21 protein-coding genes are annotated in these 23,774 nt (G+C 61.3%); 17 read left to right on the top strand and 4 right to left on the bottom strand.

Annotated elements, in window-relative coordinates; genetic code table 11:
• Window positions 1-7: 7 nt before the first annotated feature.
• Entirely contained in the window at window positions 8-1,012 is a 1,005-nt protein-coding gene (locus A9D60_RS08900) for a GlxA family transcriptional regulator (RefSeq protein ID WP_065267242.1), read from the bottom strand.
• A 181-nt stretch (window positions 1,013-1,193) separates the two neighbouring features.
• Between A9D60_RS08900 and A9D60_RS08895 the strand changes: the two genes are divergently transcribed.
• A complete protein-coding gene (locus A9D60_RS08895; RefSeq protein WP_065267241.1) occupies window positions 1,194-2,564 on the top strand; it encodes a class II 3-deoxy-7-phosphoheptulonate synthase in 1,371 nt (456 codons plus the stop codon).
• Between the two features lie 124 nt (window positions 2,565-2,688).
• On the opposite strand, the gene A9D60_RS08890 is transcribed toward A9D60_RS08895, so the two are convergent.
• A complete protein-coding gene (locus A9D60_RS08890; protein ID WP_065267240.1) occupies window positions 2,689-3,504 on the bottom strand; it encodes a PAS domain-containing protein in 816 nt (271 codons plus the stop codon).
• A gap of 237 nt (window positions 3,505-3,741) precedes the next feature.
• Here A9D60_RS08890 and A9D60_RS08885 point away from each other — a divergent pair, with 237 nt between their 5' ends.
• The 10 genes from A9D60_RS08885 to phoB all read left to right on the top strand — a co-directional run bounded on the left by A9D60_RS08885 (window position 3,742) and on the right by phoB (window position 13,393).
• Window positions 3,742-4,638, top strand: a complete 897-nt coding sequence (locus A9D60_RS08885; protein ID WP_065267239.1) for a YicC/YloC family endoribonuclease — start codon at window positions 3,742-3,744, stop codon at window positions 4,636-4,638.
• A 16-nt stretch (window positions 4,639-4,654) separates the two neighbouring features.
• The gene (gene gmk / locus A9D60_RS08880; protein WP_019296313.1) at window positions 4,655-5,296 is read left to right on the top strand and encodes a guanylate kinase; all 642 of its coding nucleotides are present in this window, start codon (window positions 4,655-4,657) and stop codon (window positions 5,294-5,296) included.
• Complete coding sequence (locus tag A9D60_RS08875; protein WP_065267238.1) at window positions 5,293-5,814, top strand: gamma carbonic anhydrase family protein; 522 nt, start codon at window positions 5,293-5,295, stop codon at window positions 5,812-5,814. The genes gmk and A9D60_RS08875 overlap by 4 nt, the downstream gene beginning before the upstream one ends.
• 101 nt (window positions 5,815-5,915) lie before the next feature.
• Entirely contained in the window at window positions 5,916-6,956 is a 1,041-nt protein-coding gene (locus A9D60_RS08870) for a sensor histidine kinase (RefSeq protein ID WP_065267237.1), read from the top strand.
• A gap of 206 nt (window positions 6,957-7,162) precedes the next feature.
• Window positions 7,163-8,218, top strand: coding sequence for a substrate-binding domain-containing protein (locus A9D60_RS08865; protein ID WP_065267236.1), 1,056 nt, complete (start codon window positions 7,163-7,165; stop codon window positions 8,216-8,218).
• A gap of 111 nt (window positions 8,219-8,329) precedes the next feature.
• Window positions 8,330-9,802, top strand: coding sequence for a phosphate ABC transporter permease subunit PstC (gene pstC / locus A9D60_RS08860; protein ID WP_065267235.1), 1,473 nt, complete (start codon window positions 8,330-8,332; stop codon window positions 9,800-9,802).
• The gene (gene pstA, locus A9D60_RS08855) at window positions 9,802-11,160 is read left to right on the top strand and encodes a phosphate ABC transporter permease PstA (protein ID WP_065267234.1); all 1,359 of its coding nucleotides are present in this window, start codon (window positions 9,802-9,804) and stop codon (window positions 11,158-11,160) included. The genes pstC and pstA overlap by 1 nt, the downstream gene beginning before the upstream one ends.
• 15 nt (window positions 11,161-11,175) lie before the next feature.
• The gene (gene pstB, locus A9D60_RS08850; RefSeq protein WP_065267233.1) at window positions 11,176-11,973 is read left to right on the top strand and encodes a phosphate ABC transporter ATP-binding protein PstB; all 798 of its coding nucleotides are present in this window, start codon (window positions 11,176-11,178) and stop codon (window positions 11,971-11,973) included.
• Between the two features lie 16 nt (window positions 11,974-11,989).
• Complete coding sequence (phoU, locus tag A9D60_RS08845; RefSeq protein ID WP_065267232.1) at window positions 11,990-12,700, top strand: phosphate signaling complex protein PhoU; 711 nt, start codon at window positions 11,990-11,992, stop codon at window positions 12,698-12,700.
• A gap of 3 nt (window positions 12,701-12,703) precedes the next feature.
• Window positions 12,704-13,393 (top strand): phosphate regulon transcriptional regulator PhoB, encoded by a 690-nt coding sequence (gene phoB / locus A9D60_RS08840; RefSeq protein ID WP_039183088.1) that lies wholly within the window; start codon window positions 12,704-12,706, stop codon window positions 13,391-13,393.
• A gap of 75 nt (window positions 13,394-13,468) precedes the next feature.
• Here the strand turns inward: phoB and A9D60_RS08835 are convergent, their stop codons facing one another.
• Window positions 13,469-14,380 (bottom strand): LysR family transcriptional regulator, encoded by a 912-nt coding sequence (locus A9D60_RS08835; protein WP_065267231.1) that lies wholly within the window; start codon window positions 14,378-14,380, stop codon window positions 13,469-13,471.
• A 99-nt stretch (window positions 14,381-14,479) separates the two neighbouring features.
• On the opposite strand from A9D60_RS08835, the gene A9D60_RS08830 reads away from it, so the two are divergent.
• Window positions 14,480-15,700, top strand: a complete 1,221-nt coding sequence (locus A9D60_RS08830) for an acyl-CoA dehydrogenase (RefSeq protein WP_065267230.1) — start codon at window positions 14,480-14,482, stop codon at window positions 15,698-15,700.
• Window positions 15,701-16,327: 627 nt separating this feature from the next.
• Here A9D60_RS08830 and A9D60_RS08825 read toward each other — a convergent pair.
• Window positions 16,328-17,878 carry a trimethylamine methyltransferase family protein gene (locus tag A9D60_RS08825; protein ID WP_065267229.1) on the bottom strand — a complete coding sequence of 517 codons (1,551 nt, stop codon included), beginning with the start codon at window positions 17,876-17,878 and terminating at the stop codon, window positions 16,328-16,330.
• Between the two features lie 442 nt (window positions 17,879-18,320).
• Here A9D60_RS08825 and A9D60_RS08820 point away from each other — a divergent pair, with 442 nt between their 5' ends.
• The 5 genes from A9D60_RS08820 (at window position 18,321) to A9D60_RS08800 (ending at window position 23,722) form a co-directional block, all read left to right on the top strand.
• The gene (locus tag A9D60_RS08820) at window positions 18,321-18,821 is read left to right on the top strand and encodes a hypothetical protein (protein ID WP_254656654.1); all 501 of its coding nucleotides are present in this window, start codon (window positions 18,321-18,323) and stop codon (window positions 18,819-18,821) included.
• Window positions 18,822-19,058: 237 nt separating this feature from the next.
• A complete protein-coding gene (locus tag A9D60_RS08815) occupies window positions 19,059-19,637 on the top strand; it encodes an outer membrane protein (RefSeq protein WP_065267227.1) in 579 nt (192 codons plus the stop codon).
• A 302-nt stretch (window positions 19,638-19,939) separates the two neighbouring features.
• Complete coding sequence (cysS, locus tag A9D60_RS08810; protein WP_065267226.1) at window positions 19,940-21,322, top strand: cysteine--tRNA ligase; 1,383 nt, start codon at window positions 19,940-19,942, stop codon at window positions 21,320-21,322.
• Window positions 21,322-22,956 carry a citramalate synthase gene (gene cimA / locus A9D60_RS08805; protein WP_065267225.1) on the top strand — a complete coding sequence of 545 codons (1,635 nt, stop codon included), beginning with the start codon at window positions 21,322-21,324 and terminating at the stop codon, window positions 22,954-22,956. The genes cysS and cimA overlap by 1 nt, the downstream gene beginning before the upstream one ends.
• On the top strand, window positions 22,946-23,722 hold the full coding sequence (locus tag A9D60_RS08800) for a squalene/phytoene synthase family protein (protein ID WP_065267224.1): 777 nt from the start codon (window positions 22,946-22,948) through the stop codon (window positions 23,720-23,722). The genes cimA and A9D60_RS08800 overlap by 11 nt, the downstream gene beginning before the upstream one ends.
• The last annotated feature ends 52 nt before the right edge of the window (window positions 23,723-23,774 follow it).

Below are 23,774 nucleotides of genomic sequence, written 5' to 3'. Positions count from 1 at the left end.
CCGGGGTTCAGGCCTTATACGCTGCCGCCTTGCTGCCCCGCTCGCGGTAGGGGGTGGTGTCGTAATGCGCCCGGTAGCATTTTGAGAAATGCGACGGCGAGGCAAAGCCGCAGGCCAGCGCTACGTTGATTACGCTCATATCCGTCTGCATCAGCAGGTTGCGCGCCTTCTGCAGCCGCAGCTCCATGTAATAGCGCTTGGGCGAGCGGTTCAGGTAGCGGCGGAACAGCCGTTCCAGCTGGCGGGTGGACATGCCCACATCCTGCGCCAGGATCGACGGGCTGATCGGCTCTTCGATATTGGCTTCCATCATCTGGATCACCATCGACAGCTTCGGGTGCCGCACGCCGATCCGGGTCGGGATCGACAGCCGCTGGGTATCCTGGTCGGTGCGGATCGAGGAATAGATCAGCTGGTCCGCCACTGCATTGGCCAGATCCTCGCCGTGGTCATTGGCAATCAGCTTGAGCATCAGGTCGATGGAGGAGGTGCCGCCAGCTGTCGACAACCGGTTCCCGTCGATCACAAAGACCGATTTCGCTAGCTCGACCTCGTCGAATTCCTCGTTGAAGCTGTCCGCGTTTTCCCAATGAATGGTCGCGCGTTTGCCGTCCAGAAGCCCTGCCTTGGCCAGCGTGTAGGACGCTGTGCACAACCCGCCGACCATCAGCCCCTTACGTGCCTCACGGCGCAGCCAGGACAGGATCTTCTTGGTGGAGGCGTCCTGAACATCGATACCGCCGCACAGCATGATGGTATCGTCGCGCTGCAGCTCATCCAGGTCCGAATCGAGCTGAAAGACAGTTCCCGCGGAACACGTTACCGTCTCCCCGCCTTCACCGACCACAGACCAGCTGTACAATTCCTTGCCAGCCATCCGGTTTGCGATCCTCAGCGACTCCATCGCGGCCGAAAAGCAAAGCAGGGTGAATTTGTCGAGAAGCACAAAGACAAACCTCTTCGGCTGGCCGATGGCTACTCCTGAAACAGCAGGCTTGCGTGGCGTCTGCATGGCGGGCGTCCTTCAAGAAACAAGTCGGGCCGCGGGAGCACGCTCCGCGGCAGGTCGGAAAACCGTGCTCACAGCTTGGACGCGGGGTCAAGTCTCCGCAATTCTAAACTGGCCTCCCCCCGGCGGATTTTGTATAGAGCACACAACATATTCTAAAGACCTCTGATGCGGAGATAAAGTCATGAGCGAATGGCAAAAATCGGACTGGCGCAACAAGCCGCGGGTGCAGATGCCGGACTACACCGATGCCGCAGCGCTGAACGCTGTCGAGGCTCAGCTCTCCAAGTATCCGCCGCTGGTGTTTGCCGGTGAAGCGCGCCGTCTGAAACAGCACCTTGGTGCGGCCGGGCGCGGCGAGGCGTTCCTGCTGCAGGGCGGCGATTGCGCCGAAAGCTTTGACCAGTTCAGCGCAGATGCGATCCGCGACACCTTCAAGGTAATGCTGCAGATGGCCATGGTGTTGACCTATGGCGCCAAGGTGCCGGTGGTGAAGGTGGGCCGCATGGCGGGCCAGTTCGCCAAGCCGCGCAGCGCGCCGACCGAGACCATCGATGGCGTGGAGTTGCCCAGCTACCGCGGCGACATCATCAATGAACTGGATTTCACCGCCGCGGCCCGCATCCCGAACCCGCAGAAGATGCTGCAGGCCTACACCCAGGCGGCTGCGACCCTGAACCTGCTGCGCGCCTTCTCCACCGGCGGCTTTGCAGACATGAGCCGGGTGCATTCCTGGACTCTCGGCTTCACTGATGAGCAGGAAGTCCAGAAATACAGCGAGATTGCAAACCGTATTCAGGACACCATCGACTTTATGGCAGCTGCCGGCATCACTGCCGACACCACCCATGAGTTCTCTACCGTTGACTTCTACACCAGCCACGAGGGTCTGCTGCTGGAATACGAAGAGGCGCTGACCCGACTCGATTCCACTTCCGGAAAATGGCTGGCCGGCTCCGGCCACATGATCTGGATCGGCGACCGCACCCGGCAGCCTGACGGCGCCCACGTGGAATTCTGCAGCGGCGTGCTGAACCCGATCGGCCTGAAATGCGGCCCGACCACCACGGCTGAGGACCTGAAGGTGCTGATGTCCCGCCTGAACCCCGAGAACGAAGAAGGCAAGCTGACCCTGATCGCCCGCTTCGGCGCAGGCAAGGCGGGCGAGCACCTGCCGCGCCTGGTCAGGGCAGTGAAGGAAGAGGGTGCCAATGTCACTTGGGTCTGCGACCCGATGCACGGCAACACCATCAAGTCCTCCACTGGCTACAAGACCCGTCCCTTCGACAGCGTTCTGCGCGAAGTGCGTGACTTCTTCGGTGTTCACAAGGCCGAAGGCACCATCCCCGGCGGCGTGCATTTCGAGATGACCGGCCAGGACGTGACCGAGTGCACCGGCGGTGTGCGCGCTGTGACCGAAGAGGACCTGTCGGACCGCTACCACACCGCCTGCGATCCGCGCCTCAACGCCAGCCAGTCGCTGGAACTGGCCTTCCTGGTGGCGGAAGAACTGTCTGCCCTGCGCGCAGCGCAAAGCGCCCGCCAGGCCGGCTGACAGCACCTGCTGTAGCCATCGACGAACAAAAAAGCGCCCCGGAGGTTCTCCACTGGGGCGCAGTCAATTCAAGCAGCTATGACCTTGTACTTGAACCTTGAATTCTCTCAGTGCCGGGTCTGGGTCAGTCGCGGCTAACCACCAGGCGCAAATGCGGTGCGGCTTTGCGCTTGGCTGGGGCGGGATCGGCCGGCTCCTCTGTCTTGCCGGCCCGGCTGCGCTCCAGCATTGCCTTGGCCTCATCCAGCAGCGAGCGTTCCGGCTTGAACCGGGCCTGGGTCTCAGCAAAGCCCGGATTGGGCTGGTTCACGTCCGCAGGGGCATCCTTGGCCTCGGCACGCGGCTTGGCTTTGAACTCGGCGGAGGTATCGGCTTTGCCAACGGCACGCATCTCAATCGAGGTGATCGAGAACCGCTGGGATGTGACTGACGTTACCTCATCCGCCACCAGAACCCCCAGCACCCGGCTGATATCGCCCAGGTCGCTGCGCAGCGGCAGGAGCAGCATGCGGGCCTCGCGCGGGGTGCTGAGACGCGGCGCCAGGATCTGCAATTCCAGCTCAACCACTGCAGGCGTGTCGAACATGTGCTCCATTGCATTGCTCAGCTGCTTGCGAGCGTCTGCAGTGAAAAACGCGGTCACCGGCATGCCCCGCACTTCCATGCCCGCCATCTCATTGACCTGGGAACCTGCCAGACGGAAACGGGCGATGCCTGGCGCGATCCGTTCAAGAATGAAGGTGTTGCTCAGGATATTCTCCAGCCCGCGGGGGTCTATCTGCGAGCGGCTGGGCACATCGTCGCCGCGGCGCAGCGCCGTCCAATAAGCCTCCGCCTGGCGCAGCGGCGACAGTGCCCCGCCTTTGCGGAAACGGTTCATGGATACTACGTTTGCCTGTCCGTCAGACAGGCCATCCCCACTGCGGCTGCCAAAAATCATCTCGTTTTCCCCTGCAACTCCGGACATCCTGTGGTCCCGCGCAGCTCCTTGCTGCCTTAAGACTTAGGGCCGGTATGGTTACCCTGAAGTTAAGATGACACAATCTAATTCAAATTTGGACTAAATCTTAAAGCAATGGTTAACGCCTTCGCATGCGCCCGTTTTTGCAATTGCGCTTGCACCCTGTAGTTTCAAGACAGTAGAGCAGATTAATCACCAGTGTTCAGGGGGCTTTCAATGACCATCCGCAGTATGACCGCCTTTGCCTCGGCACAGGGCAGCTCCGATCAGCACAGCTGGAGCTGGGAGCTCAGGTCGGTCAATGCCAAGGGGCTGGATATCCGCCTGCGGGTGCCGGACTGGCTGGAAGGGCTTGAAAACATGACCCGTTCCGCCCTGTCCAAGGCGCTGGCGCGGGGCAATGTGTCGCTGACACTCCGGATCACCCGGACTGAGGACAGCGCCGGGCAGCTGCAGGTGAACGCCTCGGTTCTGAAGTCTGTGGTCAAGGCGCTGGGGGAGGCGCAGTCGCTTGCCAAGCAGAACCGGGTGGAGGTCCGGCCGGCCTCCGCAGCGGAGCTTTTATCCTTCAAAGGCGTGCTGGAACAATCCGCGGGCGATGACGATCCGGCGCCTCTGGTGGCTGCGCTTGGCAAGGAATTGGAAAGCCTTGTGGCGGAATTCTTGCAAATGCGCGAGGCCGAAGGCGCCGCGCTTGCCGTAATCCTTAACACTCAGCTGGAGCAGGTTGCTGCATTGACCGCACAAGCCGCGGAGCGCGCCGAGGAGCGTAAGGCCAAGATGGCTGAAACGCTGACGGCCAATCTGGCGCGGGTGATGGACAATGCAGATGGCGCCGACCCGGACCGTGTCGCGCAGGAACTGGCGCTGATCGCGGTCAAGGCTGACGTGACCGAGGAACTGGACCGCCTTGGCGCTCATGTGGCCGCTGCCCGCGATCTGCTGGTCAAGGGCGGTGCCGTGGGGCGCAAGCTCGATTTCCTGATGCAGGAGTTCAACCGCGAGGCCAACACGCTCTGCTCCAAGGCGCAGCATGCCGGCTTGACGGCGGTGGGGCTTGAGATGAAAACCGTCATCGACCAGATGCGCGAGCAGGTGCAGAACATAGAATAAGAAAAGGAGTGCCCAGATGGCGGACCGCCGCGGCCTTTTGATCATCCTCTCATCGCCTTCGGGCGCAGGCAAATCCACCTTGGCCCGCCGCCTGATGGCCTGGGACCCAGGGCTTGCCTTCTCGGTCTCCGCCACCACCCGCGCCCCGCGCCCGGGGGAGGAGCACGGCCGTGAATACTATTTCATGTCCGAGGATGAGTTTAAGCAGAAGGTTGCCGAGGGCGGCATGCTGGAGCACGCCCACGTCTTCGGCAACTTCTACGGCTCGCCTGCAGGCCCGGTAAAGGACACCATCGAGGCCGGTCAGGACGTGCTGTTCGACGTCGACTGGCAGGGGGAGATCCAGATCCGCAACTCCGACCTGGGCAAACACGCTCTGTCGATCTTCATTCTGCCGCCCTCGATCACCGAACTGCGCCGCCGTCTGGAAACCCGGGCGCAGGACAGCGACGAGGTAATCTCCAAGCGGATGATGAAAAGCTGGGATGAGATCAGCCACTGGGGCTATTATGACTATGTGCTGGTCAACGACGATCTGGACGAGACCGAAGCCAAGCTGAAAACCATCGTCGAGGCCGAGCGCATGCGCCGTATCCAGCAGCCCAAGCTGCAGGATCACGTCCGCGCCCTGCAAACCCAGTTCGAGGAACAGTCATGACCCTTTACGCTCTTGGTTCGCACCAGCCGCAAATAGATGAGGACACCTGGGTCGCCCCCGATGCCAACCTGATCGGCAAGGTGGTGATGGAGGCGGGGGCTTCGGTCTGGTTCGGCGTCACCATCCGTGCCGACCACGAGGAGGTCCGCATCTGCGAAGGCACCAACGTGCAGGAAAACGTGGTCATGCATATTGATGCGGGCTACCCTCTGACCATCGGCAAAAACTGCACCATCGGCCACAAGGCGATGCTGCATGGCTGCACCATCGGCGAGAACACCCTGGTCGGCATGGGCGCCACCATCCTGAACGGCGCGAAGATCGGCAAAAACTGCCTGATCGGGGCAGGGGCCTTGATCACCGAGAACAAGGAGATCCCCGACAACTCCCTGGTGATGGGAAGCCCCGGCAAAGTGGTGCGGGAGGTGGATGCAGCGCTGGCCGAAAAACTCACCCAAAGCGCGCTGCTCTACCAGGACAATATGCGCCGCTTCCGGGCGGAGCTGAAACCGCTGTAACCGCCGCAACCCGGGCGGTTTTGCGCTGCTTGAACGGTTGCTGCCACAACAGGTTTACACTGCAGCAGTAGGCAGGCCGGACTCTCAACAGCGGGGAACAGATGACGACCGATCTGATAGAAGGATTTCTGGCGGCCATTCCGCTGCCGGCCGTGATGGTGGACCAGACCGAACGCTTCATCGCCGTGAACAGCGGTGCAGAAGCGCTTCTGGGGCAGGGCATCAAGGGCCGCCACTTCGCCACCATCCTGCGCCAGCCCAGCGTTGCCACCGCGATCGAGGCGTGCTTGCACGACAAGGACGCACGCACCGCCCGGCACCTGTCCAATGATGGCGCGCAGGACACCACTTACACGGTTACTCTGCGCTATGTGCCCGGCATCGGTGCGGTGGGCGGCGGTGCGGTTCTGGCCTGTTTCGACGACATCACGGAACGCGAGCAGGCCAGCCAGATGCGCCGCGATTTCGTCGGCAACGTCAGCCATGAGCTGCGCACGCCGCTGACGGCGCTGATCGGCTTCATCGAAACCCTGCGCGGCCCGGCCAAGGACGATGCCGCTGCGCGCGACCGGTTTCTCACGATCATGGAGGGCGAGGCCAGCCGGATGAACCGTCTGGTCGGGGACCTCCTGTCGCTCAACCGTGTGGAAAGCGAAGAACGGGTCCGTCCCAAGGAGCAGGTGGATCTGACTGCGCATCTGGCCTCCACCCTCAAGACACTTGCGCCGGTGGCTGAGGCGCGCGGCGCCGCAATGACGCTGGAAGCGCCGGAGGACCCGGTCTGTGTCACCGGCGACCCGGATCAGTTGCAGCAGGTGTTTACCAACCTGGTGGAGAACGCTGTGAAATACGGCGGTGATCAGGTGCGGGTCGTGCTGACGCATACTGAGCGCGATCCCTCGGTGCGCGCGCCTGCCGCGCGTGTCCAGGTGATCGACAACGGCCCGGGAATCGATCCCGTCCACCTGCCGCGGCTGACGGAGCGCTTTTACCGCGCTGACAGCCACCGGTCCCGTGAACTGGGTGGCACCGGTTTGGGTCTGGCAATCGTCAAACACATCGTCAACCGCCACCGCGGGCGGCTGCGTGTTGAAAGCGACCTGGGGCAAGGGTCTGTTTTCACCGTCATTCTTCCAGAGTAGGCAGCTGCGCCATCAATCAGACCGTTAAAGAACGCTGCCGGTCCCATGACCGGCAGTTTTTCGTTTGTGACGGAAATTTTTCGTCAAAAACCGGCTTTGTCATACAGCTGTTACACACCTGTCACAAAAGCCTCATCACCACCCCATAGGAGAGGCGGCAAGATCATCGAGGGGGTGATCGACCTATCAAACTCTTGGAGACACAAATGTCCTTTGTGAAACTGACCGCATCCACCCTGGCAATCGCCGCCGTTTCCGCAACCGCTGCTGCTGCGCGCGATCAGGTGCAGGTTGCCGGTTCGTCCACCGTTCTGCCCTACGCCTCCATCGTGGCAGAAGCCTTTGGCGAAAACTTCGACTTCCCGACCCCGGTTGTGGAATCCGGCGGCTCCTCCGCTGGCCTCAAGCGCTTCTGTGAAGGCGTCGGCGAGAACACCATCGACGTTGCCAACGCGTCGCGCAAAATCAAGGACAAGGAAATCGCCGCTTGTGCAGAAAACGGCGTGACCGACATCATCGAAGTGCGCATCGGTTATGACGGCATCGTGTTTGCCTCCGACAGCAGCGCCAACTCCTTCGAATTCACCCCGACCGACTGGTTCCTGGCCCTGTCCGACAAGGTGATGGTTGACGGTGAGCTGGTCGATAACCCGAACCAGACCTGGGCTGATGTGAACGCCGACTTCCCGGCGGTCGACATTCAGGCCTTCGTTCCGGGCACCAAGCACGGCACCCGCGAAGTGTTCGAAGACAAGGTGATCCTGGCCGGCTGCGAAGCCACCGGCGCATTTGAGCACCTGCTGGCCCACGCCGAAGGCGACAGCGACAAAGCCAAGAAGAAAGCGGCCGAGAAAGCCTGTATCGCTCTGCGCACCGACGGCAAGTCGGTCGACATCGACGGCGACTACACCGAGACCCTGGCCCGTATCGAAAGCAATAAGGACGGCATCGGCGTCTTTGGCCTGGCTTTCTACGAGAACAACACCGACAAGCTGCAGGTTGCAACCATGTCCGGTATCGTTCCTTCCACCGAGAGCATCGCAACCGGCGAATATCCGGTCTCCCGCCCGCTGTTCTTCTACGTGAAGAAAGCCCACATCGGCGTGATCCCGGGCCTGAAAGAATATGCTGAGTTCTTCGTCGCGGACGAAGTCGCAGGTCCCGACGGCCCGCTGGCCGAATATGGCCTGGTGGCTGACCCGGAACTGTCCGACACCCAGGAAGCTGTTTCCAGCGAAGCCGTGATGGGCGGCAACTCCTAATCGCCCCGCGTTCGAAATGATCCTGGCCGGGGCGGAGACATCCGCCCCGGCACTTTTTTCCGCGGCAGCGCTGCCGCAGCTGATACGCCACCGCCAAAACCGGAGCTTTTCATGCCCACTTTCTGGCTTGTTGCCCTCCTGCTTGCGCTCTCTGCCGCGGGCTTTTACGGCGGCCGCCGCCGCGCGATTGCCACCGCTGCGGGCAATGTCAAAGACCTTCATTCACTGCCGTCATATTATGGCTATCATGTTTCTCTTGCCGCCTTTGTGCCGGCTATCGGTGCGCTTGCGATCTGGCTGCTGGCCCAGCCCATGTTTATCGAAACCCGCGTCTCCGGCATGATCCCGGCGGAAGCAGTCCCGGAAAGCTCCACCATTGGCCTGGTGATGAGCGACGTGCGCCGCGTGGCCGAAGGGCTGGACCTGGCGGTGGAGCAGGGGCTGCTGACCGCCCGTGAGGCCCGCAATGTCGCTGACAGCGGCCAGGACGTCCGTGCCCTGATGGGCGAGGTGGGCGTGGCCCTTGGCGACGACGTGCGCCCGGAAGTGCTGAATGCCGCACAGGCCTACCGCAACCTCTCGAATACCGGCCGCACCGCAATGACCGTCGTTGTCGCGCTGCTGGCGCTTGGCGGCTTTGGCTGGGCCTACAGCCGCACCCACAAGGATTTCCGCGCCCGCAACGTGGTGGAGCGCGCGGTGCTGGCGCTCTTGGTCCTGGCCGCTTCGCTGGCGATCCTGACCACCATCGGCATCGTGCTGTCGATGCTGTTTGAAACCAAAAACTTCTTTGGCTTGCACAGCTGGACCGACTTCTTCTTCGGCTCCACCTGGGCACCCAACTTCCGCGGCGGCAGTGAACTGTCGATCCTTCCGCTCCTGTGGGGCACGCTCTACATCTCCTTCATCGCCCTGCTGGTGGCGGTTCCGGTTGGCCTGTTTGCCGCCATCTACCTGTCGGAATACGCCAGCGGTGCCGTGCGTGCCTTTGCCAAGCCGCTGCTGGAGATCCTCGCGGGCATTCCCACTATCGTTTACGGCCTGTTTGCGCTGCTGACCGTTGGCCCCGCGCTGGCAAACCTCTTTGGCAAGGGCGGCCTCCTGGGTGTCGAGTGGATGGCCGGGGCGACCTCGGTTCTGACCGCTGGCCTTGTGATGGGTATCATGCTGATCCCCTTCGTTTCCTCTTTGTCTGATGACATCATCAACGCGGTGCCGCAGGCCATGCGCGACGGCTCGCTGGGCCTTGGCGCCACCAAGTCCGAGACCGTGCGCCAGGTGGTGATGCCGGCCGCGCTGCCGGGCATCGTCGGCGCTGTGCTGCTGGCCGCCTCCCGCGCCATCGGCGAGACCATGATCGTGGTCATGGGGGCAGGGGCGATTGCCAAGTTTTCCGCCAACCCGCTGGAATCGATGACCACCATCACCACCCGTATCGTCAGCCAGCTGACCGGCGACACCGACTTTGCCAGCCCGGAAACGCTGGTTGCCTTTGCCCTGGGCCTGACCCTGTTTGTCCTGACCCTCGGCCTGAACGTCCTGGCGCTCTACATCGTGCGCAAATACCGGGAGCAGTACGAATAATGACTGACCTCAGCCAAACCCCCGCAGCCGCTGCGCCCCGTAAACACGGCGGCTCGCTGCTGGAAAAATCTTCGCGCACCCGCAAACGCAACGCTGCCGAAACCCGGTTCAAGGCCTATGGCATCGCCGCGATTACCGCGGGCCTGATCATGCTGCTGGTGCTGGTGACCACCATCGTCGGCAAAGGCACCGGTGCCTTTCAGCAGACCTTTGTCACGCTGAATGTGGAATTGCTGGAAGCCAAGCTCGACAAGAAGGGCAACCGGAACATCGAGGACATCAAGAAGGTCACCACCTTCGGCTACGCCCCGATCATCAAGGGTGCGATGGAGACCGCGATTGAGGAACTGGGAATTGAGACCGGCCTCAAACCCAAGGAACTGGCCGGCATCCTGTCCAAAGACGTCGCCGCCCAACTGCGAGACTACGTGATCGCCAACCCGGACCAGATCGGCCAGACGGTGGAGTTCCGCTTCCTCGCTTCGGGTCGGGTGGACGGCTACCTGAAAGGCCGGGTGACCCGCGACAGCATCGAAAACGACAAGAATATCTCCGCCGAACAGCTCGATCTTGTTGATGCTTTGGCCGCTGCCGGGGTGCTGGAAAAGACCTTCAATCTCGACTTCATCACCGGTGCCGATGCCTCCGACGCCCGCCCCGAGGCGGCTGGCATCGGCGTCTCCATGCTGGGCTCGCTGTTCATGATGCTGGTGGTGCTTGCACTGGCGCTGCCTATCGGCGTCGCGGCCTCGATCTACCTTGAGGAATTCGCGCCGCAGAACTGGCTGACGGACCTGATTGAGGTGAACATCTCCAACCTCGCAGCAGTGCCGTCGATCGTATTCGGCATCCTGGGCCTGGCGGTCTTCATCAACTATATGCACCTGCCGACCTCGGCGCCGCTGGTGGGCGGTCTGGTGCTGACGCTGATGACCCTGCCGACCATCATCATCTCCACCCGCGCCTCTCTGAAATCGGTGCCGCCGTCGATCCGCGATGCCGCCCTGGGCGTCGGCGCCTCCAAGATGCAGGCGGTGTTCCACCACGTGCTGCCGCTGGCGGCACCCGGCATCCTGACCGGCACCATCATCGGGCTGGCGCAGGCGCTGGGGGAAACCGCACCGCTGCTGCTGATCGGCATGGTCGGCTTCATTGCCTCCAATGCGCCGGAAACCCTGTCTGACGGCCTGCTGGCGCCGAACTCCGCCATGCCTGCCCAGATCTACGAATGGGCCAAACGCGCCGACCCCGCATTCTACGAACGCGCCTGGGGCGGCATCATCATCCTTCTTCTCTTCCTGGTGACCATGAACACGCTTGCCGTGATCCTGCGCCGCCGCTTTGAACGCCGCTGGTAAAAGGGGCATAGTGCAATGAACGACATGACCGTGATGGATAAGACCGTGGAAACCCAGAACATTAAAATCGCTGCCAAGGACGTGAACGTCTATTACGGCGACAGCCACGCGATCAAAAACGTGAACGTTGAGATCGAGGACAAGACCGTCACCGCCTTCATCGGCCCCTCCGGCTGCGGCAAGTCGACCTTCCTGCGCTGCTTGAACCGGATGAACGACACCATCGACATCTGCCGCGTGAAGGGCGACATCCTGCTGGACGGCGAGGACATCTACGACAAGCGCGTCGACCCGGTGCAGCTGCGCGCCAAGGTTGGCATGGTGTTCCAGAAGCCGAACCCGTTCCCCAAGTCGATTTATGACAACGTGGCCTATGGCCCGCGCATTCATGGTCTCGCCAAGAACAAGGCGGAACTGGATGAAATCGTGGAAAAATCACTGCGCCGCGGCGCCATCTGGGATGAGGTGAAGGACCGCCTCGACGCCCCTGGCACCGGTCTCTCCGGCGGCCAGCAGCAACGCCTGTGCATCGCCCGCGCCGTTGCGACGGAGCCTGAGGTGCTGCTGATGGATGAACCCTGTTCGGCGCTGGACCCGATTGCCACTGCGCAGGTTGAGGAACTGATCGACGAGCTGCGCAGCCAGTATTCCGTGGTGATCGTCACCCACTCGATGCAGCAGGCCGCGCGGGTCAGCCAGAAGACCGCCTTCTTCCACCTCGGAAACCTGGTGGAATTCGGCCCCACCGGCCAGATCTTCACCAACCCCGAAGATCCGCGCACCGAAAGCTATATCACCGGCCGGATCGGCTGATTTCTAGGAAAAACAAATGACTGCACAGCATATTGCATCTGCATTCGACCGCGATCTGGAGGCAATTCAAGCCCGGATCATGAAAATGGGCGGTCTGGTCGAGGACGCCATCCGCGAAGCCGCCCGTGCCCTTGAGACCCGCGACGAAGAACTGGCGCTGACCGTGCGCCAGGGCGACAAGGCCATCGACGGGCTGGAAGAACTGATCAACGAGGAAACCGCCCGACTGATCGCCCTGCGGTCGCCAACCGCCTCTGATCTGCGGCTGGTGCTGTCGGTGATGAAGATCGCCGGTAACCTGGAACGCATTGGCGACTATGCAAAAAACATGGCCAAACGTACCACCGTGCTGGCTCAGGGTCCGAACATCAGTGAAGGCGCCGCCGCCCTCCGCCGCATGGCGCGTGAGGTGGAGCGGATGCTGAAAGATGCGCTGGACTCCTACATCCAGCGCGATCCGGAACTCGCCGCCGACGTTATTGCCCGCGACCGCGATGTGGATCAGATGTACAACGCTCTGTTCCGCGAATTCCTGACCCACATGATGGAAGATCCGCGCAACATTTCGGCCTGCATGCATCTGCATTTCATCGCAAAAAACACCGAACGCATGGGCGACCATGTGACTGCGATTGCCGAACAGGTGATCTATCTGGTCACCGGCGAAAAGCCGGAAGAAGACCGCAAGAAAGCCGACACCACCTCGACCACACCGCAGGAGATCTGACCGATGGCTGCCGACCAGCCCACCGTTCTGGTTGTAGAAGACGAAATGGCGCAGCGGGAAGTGCTGGCTTACAATCTCGAAGCTGACGGCTTCCGCGTGCTCAAGGCCAAGGACGGCGAGGAAGCGCTGCTGGTGGTCGAGGAGGACATGCCGGATATCATCATCCTTGACTGGATGATGCCCAACCTCAGCGGCATTGAAGTGTGCCGCCGCCTCAAGACCCGCGCCGAAACCCGCAACATCCCGGTGATCATGCTGTCTGCCCGGTCAGAGGAGGTGGACAAGGTGCGCGGCCTGGAAACCGGCGCGGATGATTACGTGGTGAAACCCTATTCGGTTGTGGAGCTGATGGCCCGCGTGCGCAGCCAGCTTCGCCGGGTCCGGCCCTCCACGGTCGGGGTTCGGCTGGAATACGACGACATCGTCTTGGACGCCGAAACCCACAAGGTCAGCCGGGCCGGCAATCAGCTCAAGCTGGGGCCAACCGAATTCCGCCTGCTCTCCACCTTCATCGAGAAGCCGGGCCGGGTGTGGAGCCGCGAGCAGCTCTTGGACCGGGTTTGGGGCCGCGACATCTATGTCGACACCCGCACCGTCGACGTCCATATCGGCCGCTTGCGCAAAGCGCTGACCCAGCATGGCGGCGACGATCCCGTCCGCACAGTTCGCGGCGCGGGCTACGCCCTGGGCTGAAACGGCACCAGGGGGTGCACAAGGGGTGTACAGGGGGTGCACGCATGTCACCCCCTGATTTTCACTCTTTGATTCTCACCGCGGCAGCGGATCCTCCGGCTGCGCCTTGCCAGCCAGCCAGCCGCGGAATTTCATCAGCGCCGGCGCGTTTGATTTCCGCTCCGGCCAGACCAGGTAATAGGCGCCTGCGGTCTCCACCGGCTCCGGATGCAGCGCAAGCAGGCGGCCGGTGGCCAGATCCTGTTCCACCAGGTAATCCGGCATCAGCGCGACCCCCAACCCGTGCAATGCTGCCTGGGTGATGGTTGCGAATTGATCATAGATCGTCCCGTTCAAGCCCGCGCTGGTCTTTATGCCTTGGTGTTCAAACCAGTCTTTCCAAGCGGCTGTCCGCGTTTGGATGTGCAGCAGCGGCAGCTTCAGGATGTCTTTCGGCGCATCAACCCTGCGCCCCTCCAGAAGCTGCGGTGCGCAGACCGGCAGCAATTGCTCATGCTTCAGCAGCAATGACTGGGTGCCCGGCCAGGACGCATCTCCAAAATGTATCGCAGCATCAAAGGGTTCAGTGGCGAAATTGAATGGCTCCAGCCGGGTCGCCATGTTGATGGTCACATCCGGATGCAGCCGGGCAAACTCCGGCAGCCGCGGCATCAGCCAGCGCATGCCGAAGGCTGGAAGGATCGCTAGGTTAAGCGTCCCTGCCAGCGGCGCGGCTTGCAGGCGCAGGGTGGATTGCACGATCTGGTTTAATGCCTGGCGGATCTCAGCTGCGTAATCCTGTGCCTCTGATGTCAGGGCTAGCCGTTTCTGATCCCGCTGCACCAGCTCCATCCCCAACTGCCGCTCAAGCGTTTGCAGCTGGCGGCTGACTGCGCCCTGCGTCAGCGCCAGTTCATCAGCCGCGGCTGAGGCGCTGCCAAGCCGGTCCAGCGCTTCCAGGGCACGCAGGGAGGAGATCGATGGCAGGAATTTGCGTGGCGCAGTCATGTATGAGTGTTTGTCATGCTTTGTTGCCAAAGTCTCGCTGTTTTTTCCGTTCACCTCCCGTTAGGGTCTGGCCTAATCGCGAACCACTGAGGTGACAAGATGACCGACAAACCCGCCCTGCGCGCCAAGGATGCCCCGGATCTGGGCCGTTTTAACTGGGAAGACGCCCTGCGTCTGGAGGACCAGCTGACCGAGGATGAGCGGATGATTTCCGCCTCTGCCCGCGCCTATGCCCAGGAGAAACTTCAGCCGCGTGTGCTAAGTGCCTATGAAAACGAGGAAACCGACCCGGAGATTTTCCGCGAGATGGGCGAGATGGGCCTCCTTGGCACCACTATTCCGGAGGAATACGGCGGGCTCGGAGGCGGCTATGTGTCCTACGGTCTGGTGGCCCGCGAGGTGGAGCGCGTCGATAGCGGCTACCGCTCGATGATGTCGGTGCAAAGCTCGCTGGTGATGTATCCCATCTACGCATATGGCAGTGAGGAACAGCGCCAGAAATACCTGCCGAAACTTGCCACCGGCGAATGGATTGGCTGCTTTGGCCTTACGGAACCGGATGCGGGCTCCGACCCCGCCGGTATGAAGACCCGGGCCGAGAAAATTGAGGGTGGATATAGGCTTAAGGGATCCAAGATGTGGATCTCCAATGCGCCGATTGCCGATGTGTTTGTGGTCTGGGCCAAGTCCGAAGCTCATGGCGGTAAGATCCGCGGCTTTGTGCTGGACAAGGGCCTGAAGGGTCTCAGTGCGCCGAAGATCGAAAACAAAGCCTCCCTGCGTGCGTCGATCACCGGTGAGATCGTGATGGATGGCGTCGAAGTCGGCGAGGACGCATTGCTGCCGCATGTAGAAGGTCTGAAGGGGCCGTTCGGCTGTCTCAACCGCGCGCGTTATGGCATTAGCTGGGGTGCCATGGGTGCCGCAGAGGCCTGCTGGCACGCGGCGCGTCAATACGGCCTGGACCGCACACAGTTCGGCCGCCCGTTGGCCAATACCCAGTTGTTTCAGCTGAAACTGGCGAACATGCAAACCGAAATCACCCTGGGCCTGCAGGCGTCCTTGCGTGTCGGACGGCTGATGGACGAGGCGAATGCCGCACCGGAGATGATTTCGATCATCAAGCGCAACAATTGCGGCAAGGCGCTGGAGATTGCGCGGATGGCGCGTGACATGCACGGCGGCAATGGCATCAGCCTGGAGTTCAATGTGATCCGCCATATGGTGAACCTGGAGACCGTGAACACCTATGAGGGCACCCACGACGTGCATGCGCTGATCCTGGGGCGCGCCCAAACCGGTTTGCAGGCGTTTTTCTGATTGCCTGGATGCAGCGCGGGGGAGTGCTCTGCGCTGCGATTTCGCAAAATGGGATTGCGCTTTTTCAAATTTGAGACGTGCAGGGGATTCTGCAAAGGAAGCCACGCTGCCAATTTCGCCTGAAAAAGTGTCGAGGCGCGGGTACGTCGTTAACGCCTCAGGCGCTTGGGACGGCAAACTTCCTAGCTGGAAAGTGCTATGCTGCCGGGAGGAAAGTTAACGCGCTCTCAGTGCTTTGCAAAATTGTCGCTTGATTGAAGCCGATCAGGCATCATTGCCACAAAAAATGCAGATCGCAGATGGAGGGCCGATTCACAGGCGAGCCTTGCATTTTTACAAAGCAACGGCCTCCTATTTAACGGGTAACTGGCCTGACTTGCGTTTCTGCAATATTGTTTTGCGTATTTGCTGCTGCATTCATGCAGGCCGAGCCGTGTCGGCCGGCGCGTGGAATTGCGTTTCTTGGTTGCTTTACAATAAGTTAACCTAGGTCGCTGGGGGTCTCAAGGCCTAAGTTAAGACAATTTTCACAAATGAGCTGTGCGGATCCTGCCTGCAGTTCAGGCCGGCGAGTAAACGAAAACGGGCCGGAAATCCCGGCCCGTTGAAAGGTCATCCAGTTCCGCGTCACGCAGGCAGATGGATATTGAAGTTCTGCCGGATCGCCATGTCAGTTTCCGCGTCAAATCGGGCTGAGGCGCGTTCGGACAGAATCTTTTCCTTTTTGGCGACTGCTTTTTCGATCAGGTCCGGCTTGTCGCGCTCGACCCATTCTTTGGGGGACGTGCGGTCGCCCAGATCCGGGTAGACATAGTCGACCTGCATCCGGCCTAGCGTCTGATCGGTGCCCAGGTAATGGCCAGGCCCGCCCAGGCAGGTGGCGCGCATCTGGTCGAGCGCAAGTGTTTCGTCGTTAACCTCAATGCCGCGGACACAGCGTTGCGCCTGGCCCAGCAGGTCATTGTCCAGGATCAGCGATTCAAGGCAGAAGCCAAGAAGAGAGGCGTGCATGCCGGCCGCCTCATAAACCATGTTGAGGCCTGAAAGGCCCGCCATGACGGCGGAACACATCTGCTCCCATCCAGCCTGCATGTCCGGCAGCTTGGAATCTGATGCCCCGGCTGCGGCACCGCCGGGCAGGTTGTAGAACTTGTGCATCTGAGCGCAGCCGGCGGTCAGCAGGGCTTGTTCTCCGGAGCCAACGGACATGGCGCCGGTGCGCAAGTCGAGGCCAAAGGGCCAGGTGCCAAAAATCGCAGGGGCACCGGGCTTTACGGCATTTACATAAACCAGTCCGGCCAGGCATTCGGCAACCGCCTGGGTGATGGCCCCGGCAATGGTCGAAGGGGCTGTGGCGCCGGCCATGCCTGCGGACAGAAGAAGCACAGGCATGCCGCCCTTGATGCATTCCTCCATCACTTCACAGGATTCCGTGGCAAACTTCATCGGCGGAACCACGAAACAGTTGGAGTTGGAAACAAACGGGCGCTCGCGCCATTTGTCCTCACCGCCTGCAATCATGTGCAGCAGCTCAAGCCCGTGTTTCACATACCCAGGTTCAGTAAATGAGACGCCGACATGCTTGGTGGTCCCGGCGCAGGTGGCGTAGATGGAGTTCAAGTCCATCTCGAGGTTATCGGGAATGTCGCGGCAGACCATGGGGCGTTGGACAAAATGGATGTTGTCCAGCTGATCGCAGATGCGGGCCGCGTCATGCAGGTCCTGCACGGTGGAGTCGCGGTAGTTTCTGCCCTGCACATCGACCACACTGACAGCCGCGCCTGCGGTGCCATAGTGGACGCGGCCGCCGGAAAGCTCCAGATCGGTTTTGCCGTCGCGGCTGAACAGGGTGACGGAGCGGTTTGCCTTGGCGATTGTGTCTTCCACCAGGGCGCGGGGGAAGCGGATGCGGCCGTCGTCGCCCAGTTTGCAGCCTGCGGCAGTCAGGTAATCGATCCCGCTCTGCGGGGCGTCAGCAAGACCGATTTCTTCCAGCGCAGTAAGGGCGGCCTCGTGGATCTTTTCCATGTCCGCCTGGTTCAGCATTTTCAGGGCGGTGGATTCCATGCCGGGGCGGACCGGACGCAGATGGTCCGGCAGAGCGGCAGCACGGGCTGCACGGCGTGCATTGCGCCCGCCGCTGCGGGTGGCGCGGGCAGGGGAGGCTTGGTCGTTCATTTTGGGAGCCTTTCAGGAAAGTGAGATGAAACGTGTTTTATTTCAACTCAGTACGGCCGGCCTCTGGCGGCGCGTCCCCGAGCCGCGCCAATGGTGCGGCAGACGAGGTTAAGAAGGCTGCGTTCTTCCTGCATGCGGTCTCCTGTGATCTTCGCGGCAGTCTGGCATGCATTTGCGAAGTTTCTAGCACGATAACGACCTTGGTGAAAAATGCGACATTTTTTTCACCTGGTCCTTCGTGAGGGGGCCGAATGCGTGAACTGTTAATAAATTTCGATGTTTTTTACGGTTGGGGCGCCACTTTTAACGCTTCTGGCGCAGGAGGGTTTCGGGCAGTCTTGGAACGAAATATTAAGCATTAATGCGTATAAATGGGGTCCTAGGGGGATGACGCGCTGAACGGCGCATTGCAAAGAGGCAAAGCCACATGCCGATGGTTAGGATGACCAAACTCCGCCGAATGTTCGCCGCGGTAATCGCCATTGCCGCTTTGCATGGGCAATCCGGTTCGGCTGAGGATAGCCGCCGCTCTGCTTTCGATAGCTCCAACCCGCTTACTTTCAGCAATCCAGGCGGCGAAGGGCACTCATTCGCTTTTGGATACAGTGAAGGTTCGGACGGGCTGATCCTTGGGGGCAGTGTTGCAACCGGGCAGACCGGGCCGCTCACACGGGCCCTGCAGGCGGAAGAAACGCATCAGTTGCGCTTGCATGCGGGGTACGACTTCGGGCCCGCCACCGGCTTTGTAACTGTTGGTGGGCTTCAAGCCGAAGACTCCGGCCGCAGGCGCTATGGGACTCTGTTTGGGTTCGGCATGCGTGTTTCCCTGAACCGAGCGCTTCAGTTGACCGGGGAGCTGCTGCATCATGACGCGGGGCCAAGGGACGGCAGTGCAAGTCCGCGCGGCGAAACCCTGGCGGTTGGTGCAGCGTTCCGGTTTTAGGTGCACGGCAGCGTGTGCCTGGCCGGGCGCTAGGATAAGCTTTTCTTTCTTTCAATAGCTTGGCGGATTTCCGCTTGCGTATTCCGGCGGAAAAGCGCGGCTGGATCCTGGATTTCGGCCGCTCACCGCCAAGTCAAAGCTTGTGAGCCGGGTGGCACTGGAAACTGGCAAGCAAAGACCTTTTGTAAGCGTCAACGGCGCACAGCTTGCGCCGGGACTGCAAAAGGAGAAGTCTGAATGACTCGTTTCGTAGCTATGACAGCCATCGCAACCGTAATGGGCAGTGCGGCATTTGCCGGCAATCTGGTTGAGCCGGTGGTCGAACCCGCGCCGGCACCGGCGCCGGTTGTGGTCAATGAGGGCGGCGATTGGACCGGTTTCTATCTGGGTGGCCAGGTGGGCCAGCTGGACGCGGATGCCAGCAACGGTGCCTCGGGGGATGATACCGCATATGGTGTCCACGGTGGCTACAATTATGATTTCGGCCGCTTCGTGCTGGGCGGTGAACTGGACTATGACGCAACCGACCTGGATCTGGGAGGCGGCGAAACCGTCGACTCTGTGGCTCGTGCCAAGTTGAAGGCCGGTTATGACTTCGGCCGGGTTTTGGCCTATGTGACCGGCGGTGTGGCTGAGGCCGATAGCTCGCTGGGCAGCGAAACCGGCGACTTCTATGGCGTTGGCCTTGCCTACCAGGTGACCGACCAGTGGCTGATCGGCGGTGAAGTGCTGGAGCATGATTTTGACCAGTTCGGCACCTCGGGTGTTGGCTCCGATGCGACATCCGTGTCGCTGCGGGCGTCCTTCAAATTCTAAGCTGATACAAACGCCGGCGCGGCACGCTTGTTCCGCCGCGCCGCTGGCCGCCCGGACTGTACCCAAGGCAGGCGGGCGGCCTTTGCTGTTTCCGGCATCCAAAAAGCTTGGCGGAACTGCAGCTGCGTGCTAAGCAGCCTGCATGAACCAGAATTGCACCACCATTATCTGCTGCATTACCTGCTGACATATCAGCGGGCTGGTTTCTGTCGTTTTCATTTCCCTGACAAGTTGCTAAGCCCGCGCTGCGCGCATTGGGTAGTGCCTGCCGCTATTGGCTGGGCATGCGAAAGGAACCGGGCATGGGAACCATGGACAGAGTGATCAAGCTGCAAAACACGAAGACCCGCAAGAAAGAGGTCTTTGAGCCGATCGACGCCGAAAACGTGCGGATGTATGTCTGCGGTCCCACGGTTTATGACCGGGCGCATCTGGGCAATGCCCGCCCAGTGGTGGTGTTTGATGTTCTCTACCGACTCCTGCGCGAGGTTTATGGCGCGGATAAAGTGACTTACGCCCGGAACTTCACCGACGTGGATGACAAGATCAATGCCCGCGCTGCGGAGAGCGGACGGCCGATTGGCGACATTACTGCCGAGACGACGCAGTGGTTCCTGGACGACATGGGTGAGCTTGGCGCGCTGGAGCCGAACCACATGCCGCGCGCGACGCAGTACATTCCGCAGATGGTGGCGATGATCGAGGATCTGATCGCCAAGGGTCATGCCTATGCCGCTGAGGGCCATGTGCTGTTTGCCGTCGACAGCTGGAAGGAGCTCTATGGCAAACTGTCGGGCCGGTCGGTGGACGACATGATCGCCGGTGCCCGGGTTGAAGTGGCGCCTTACAAGAAGAACCCGATGGACTTTGTGCTGTGGAAGCCCTCCAGCGATGATCTGCCGGGCTGGGACAGCCCCTGGGGCCGCGGCCGGCCGGGCTGGCATATCGAATGCTCGGCGATGTCCTACGAACTGCTGGGCGAGACTTTCGACATTCACGGCGGCGGCAACGACCTGATGTTTCCGCACCACGAGAATGAAATTGCGCAAAGCTGCTGCGCCAATGGCGATGACAGCTTTGCACGGTACTGGCTGCATAACGAGATGCTGCAGGTTGAGGGTAAAAAGATGTCCAAGTCCCTGGGCAACTTCTTCACCGTCCGCGATCTGCTCGATCAGGGGTATCCGGGCGAGGTTATCCGGCTGGTGTTCCTGCAGACCCATTACCGCAAGCCGATGGACTGGACCGACAAGAAGGCCAAGGAGGCAGAGGCGACGTTGCGCAAGTGGCGGGCGCTGACCGCGGGCATCGAACCCGCGTCCAGCGCTGCCGCCGCGGTCCTGGATGCGCTGGCGGATGACCTCAATTCCGCAGGCGCAATTGCGGAGCTGCACAAGCTGGCGGCAGCGGGCGATGCTGCCGGGCTGCTGGCGTCGGCGCAGATGCTGGGGTTGCTGTCGGAGGAGATGGGCGACTGGGCATCTGCCCCTTCGGTTGACCTGTCTGCCTACGAGGATAAGCTGTTTAAAGCGCGGCAGAAGGCCATGGAAAGAAAGGATTTCTCGGAAGTTGATCAGCTGAAAGCGGCCTTTGTCGCGGCTGGCCTGGAAGTGCGCATGAGCAAGGCCGGTGTCGAACTGGTGCCGGGTGCCGGTTTTGACCCCGCCAAGCTGGAGGCGCTTTGATGGCCAAAGAACGCCTCTATATTTACGACACAACCCTGCGGGACGGGCAGCAGACCCAGGGGGTGCAGTTTTCCACTGCAGAAAAGAAGCAAATAGCGACAGCGCTGGACGCCTTGGGCATCGACTACATCGAGGGCGGCTGGCCGGGTGCCAACCCGACCGACAGCGCGTTCTTTTCGGAGGCGCCGCAAACCCGCGCCACCATGACAGCCTTTGGCATGACCAAGCGGGCAGGCCGGTCGGCGGAAAACGACGATGTTCTGGCGGCGGTGATGAACGCGGGCACCAAGGCGGTCTGTCTGGTCGGTAAGAGCCACGATTACCACGTGACCCATGCACTGGGGATCACGCTGGACGAAAACCTGGAAAACATCCGGGCCTCGGTAGCACACATCGTGGCACAGGGGCGGGAAGCTTTGTTTGACGCCGAGCATTTCTTTGACGGCTACAAGGACAATCCGGAGTATGCCCTGGCCGCTTGCCGCGCAGCGCTGGAGGCCGGGGCCCGCTGGGTGGTGCTGTGCGACACCAATGGCGGCGCGCTGCCTGCGGAAGTGCACCGGATCGTCAGCGAGGTGGTTGCAGCTGGAATTCCGGGTGAGAAACTGGGCATACACACCCATAATGACACGGAAAATGCTGTGGCTTGTTCTCTCGCAGCGGTTGATGCCGGGGCGCGTCAGATCCAGGGAACCTTGAATGGTTTGGGGGAGCGCTGCGGCAACGCCAACCTGACTGCGCTGATTCCGACGCTTCTGCTGAAGGAACCCTACGCCAGCAAACTCGACACCGGCGTGAGCCTGGAAGCGCTTGCGGGACTGACCCGGACAAGCCGGATGCTGGACGATATCCTGAACCGTGTTCCGGTGCGTCAGGCGGCATATGTGGGGGCCTCGGCCTTTGCCCATAAGGCGGGGCTGCATGCCAGCGCGATCCTGAAAGACCCCTCAACTTATGAACACATCGAGCCGGGCAAGGTTGGTAATGCGCGGGTGATCCCGATGTCAAGCCAGGCCGGCCAGTCGAACCTGCGCAAGCGGCTGACCGATGCCGGCCTGAGTGTTGAAAACGGCAACCCGGCGCTGGCACGGATCCTGGAACGGATCAAGGAGCGGGAGGCCGAAGGCTATTCCTATGACACCGCGCAGGCGTCGTTCGAACTGCTGGCACGCAAGGAACTGGGCCAGCTGCCTGATTTCTTTGAGGTCAAGCGCTACAAGGTCACCGTTGAACGGCGCAAGAACAAGTATAACCGCATGGTCAGCCTGTCAGAGGCGGTGGTTGTGGTGAAGGTCGACGGCGAGAAACGCTTGTCCGTCAGCGAGTCTCTGGATGAAACCGGCAGCGATCGCGGCCCGGTGAACGCGCTGGCGCGGGCGCTGAGCAAGGATCTGGGGCGCTATTCCGCGCAGCTGGAGGATATGCGGCTGGTTGACTTCAAGGTGCGGATAACCCAAGGCGGCACCGAGGCCGTAACCAGGGTCATTATCGACAGCGAAGACAGCCAGGGGCACCGCTGGTCCACGGTCGGGGTCAGTGCGAACATAATCGACGCTTCGTTCGAGGCGCTGCTGGATGCCATCCGCTGGAAGCTGATTCATGACAGCAGGGCCGGGCAGGCGGATGCGGTTTGACGACGACCTGACGGCCTGCGCGGAACTGGTTCAAAAGAGCGACGCGAACCGGTTTCTGGCGGTCATGGCCGCGCCGGTCAGGGCGCGGCCGTTGCTGTTTGCGCTGTATGCCTTCAATATTGAACTGGCGCGGGCCCCCTGGGCCAGCCAGGAGAGCATGATTGCGGAGATGAGGGTGCAATGGTGGCGCGATGTGGGGGCCGAAATTGCAGAAGGAAAGCCGGTGCGCCGCCACTATGTGGCGACGCCGCTTTCCAAGCTGCTGACGCCTGAACTGGCGGCCTGTATCGACGGTATGGCCGAGGCACGCCGCTGGGATATCTACAAGGATCCCTTTGAAGATGAGGCGGAATTTGACCGCTATATCGACCGGACCAGCGGATCGCTGATGTGGATGGCGGCGGCTTCACTGGGGCAGGCGGATGAGGCTGTGGTCAGGAACTTCGGCTATGGCGTTGGTGTCGCAAATTGGTTGCGGGCAATCCCTGAACTGGAAGCGCAGAAACGGATCCCGTTGCTGGACGGCACCTTGGAAGGTGTGCAATCTTTGGCGCGTAAGGGATTGGAAAGGCTAAGTAAAGCTCGGGAGCGGCGAGCTGGCGTTTCGAAAGATGCCGGGACCGCTCTGCTGGCGGGATGGCAGGCTAAGGCGGTTCTGAAGCAGGCAATCCGGGAGCCTGAGAGGGTTGCGCAGGGCGCCCTTGGCCAAAGCGAGTTCCGGCGCCGGGCAGGGCTGATGCGGCGGGCGGTTACAGGGCGCTGGTGAAGACCTGAGGTGAAACAAAAAGGCGCCCGTCTGGGCGCCTTTTACATTTGTC

This window comes from Leisingera sp. JC1, from assembly GCF_001679925.1.
In the GTDB taxonomy this organism is placed as follows: domain Bacteria; phylum Pseudomonadota; class Alphaproteobacteria; order Rhodobacterales; family Rhodobacteraceae; genus Leisingera.
The sequence above is the reverse complement of the archived record's forward strand: the minus strand, read 5'-3'. Positions and strand labels throughout refer to the sequence as shown.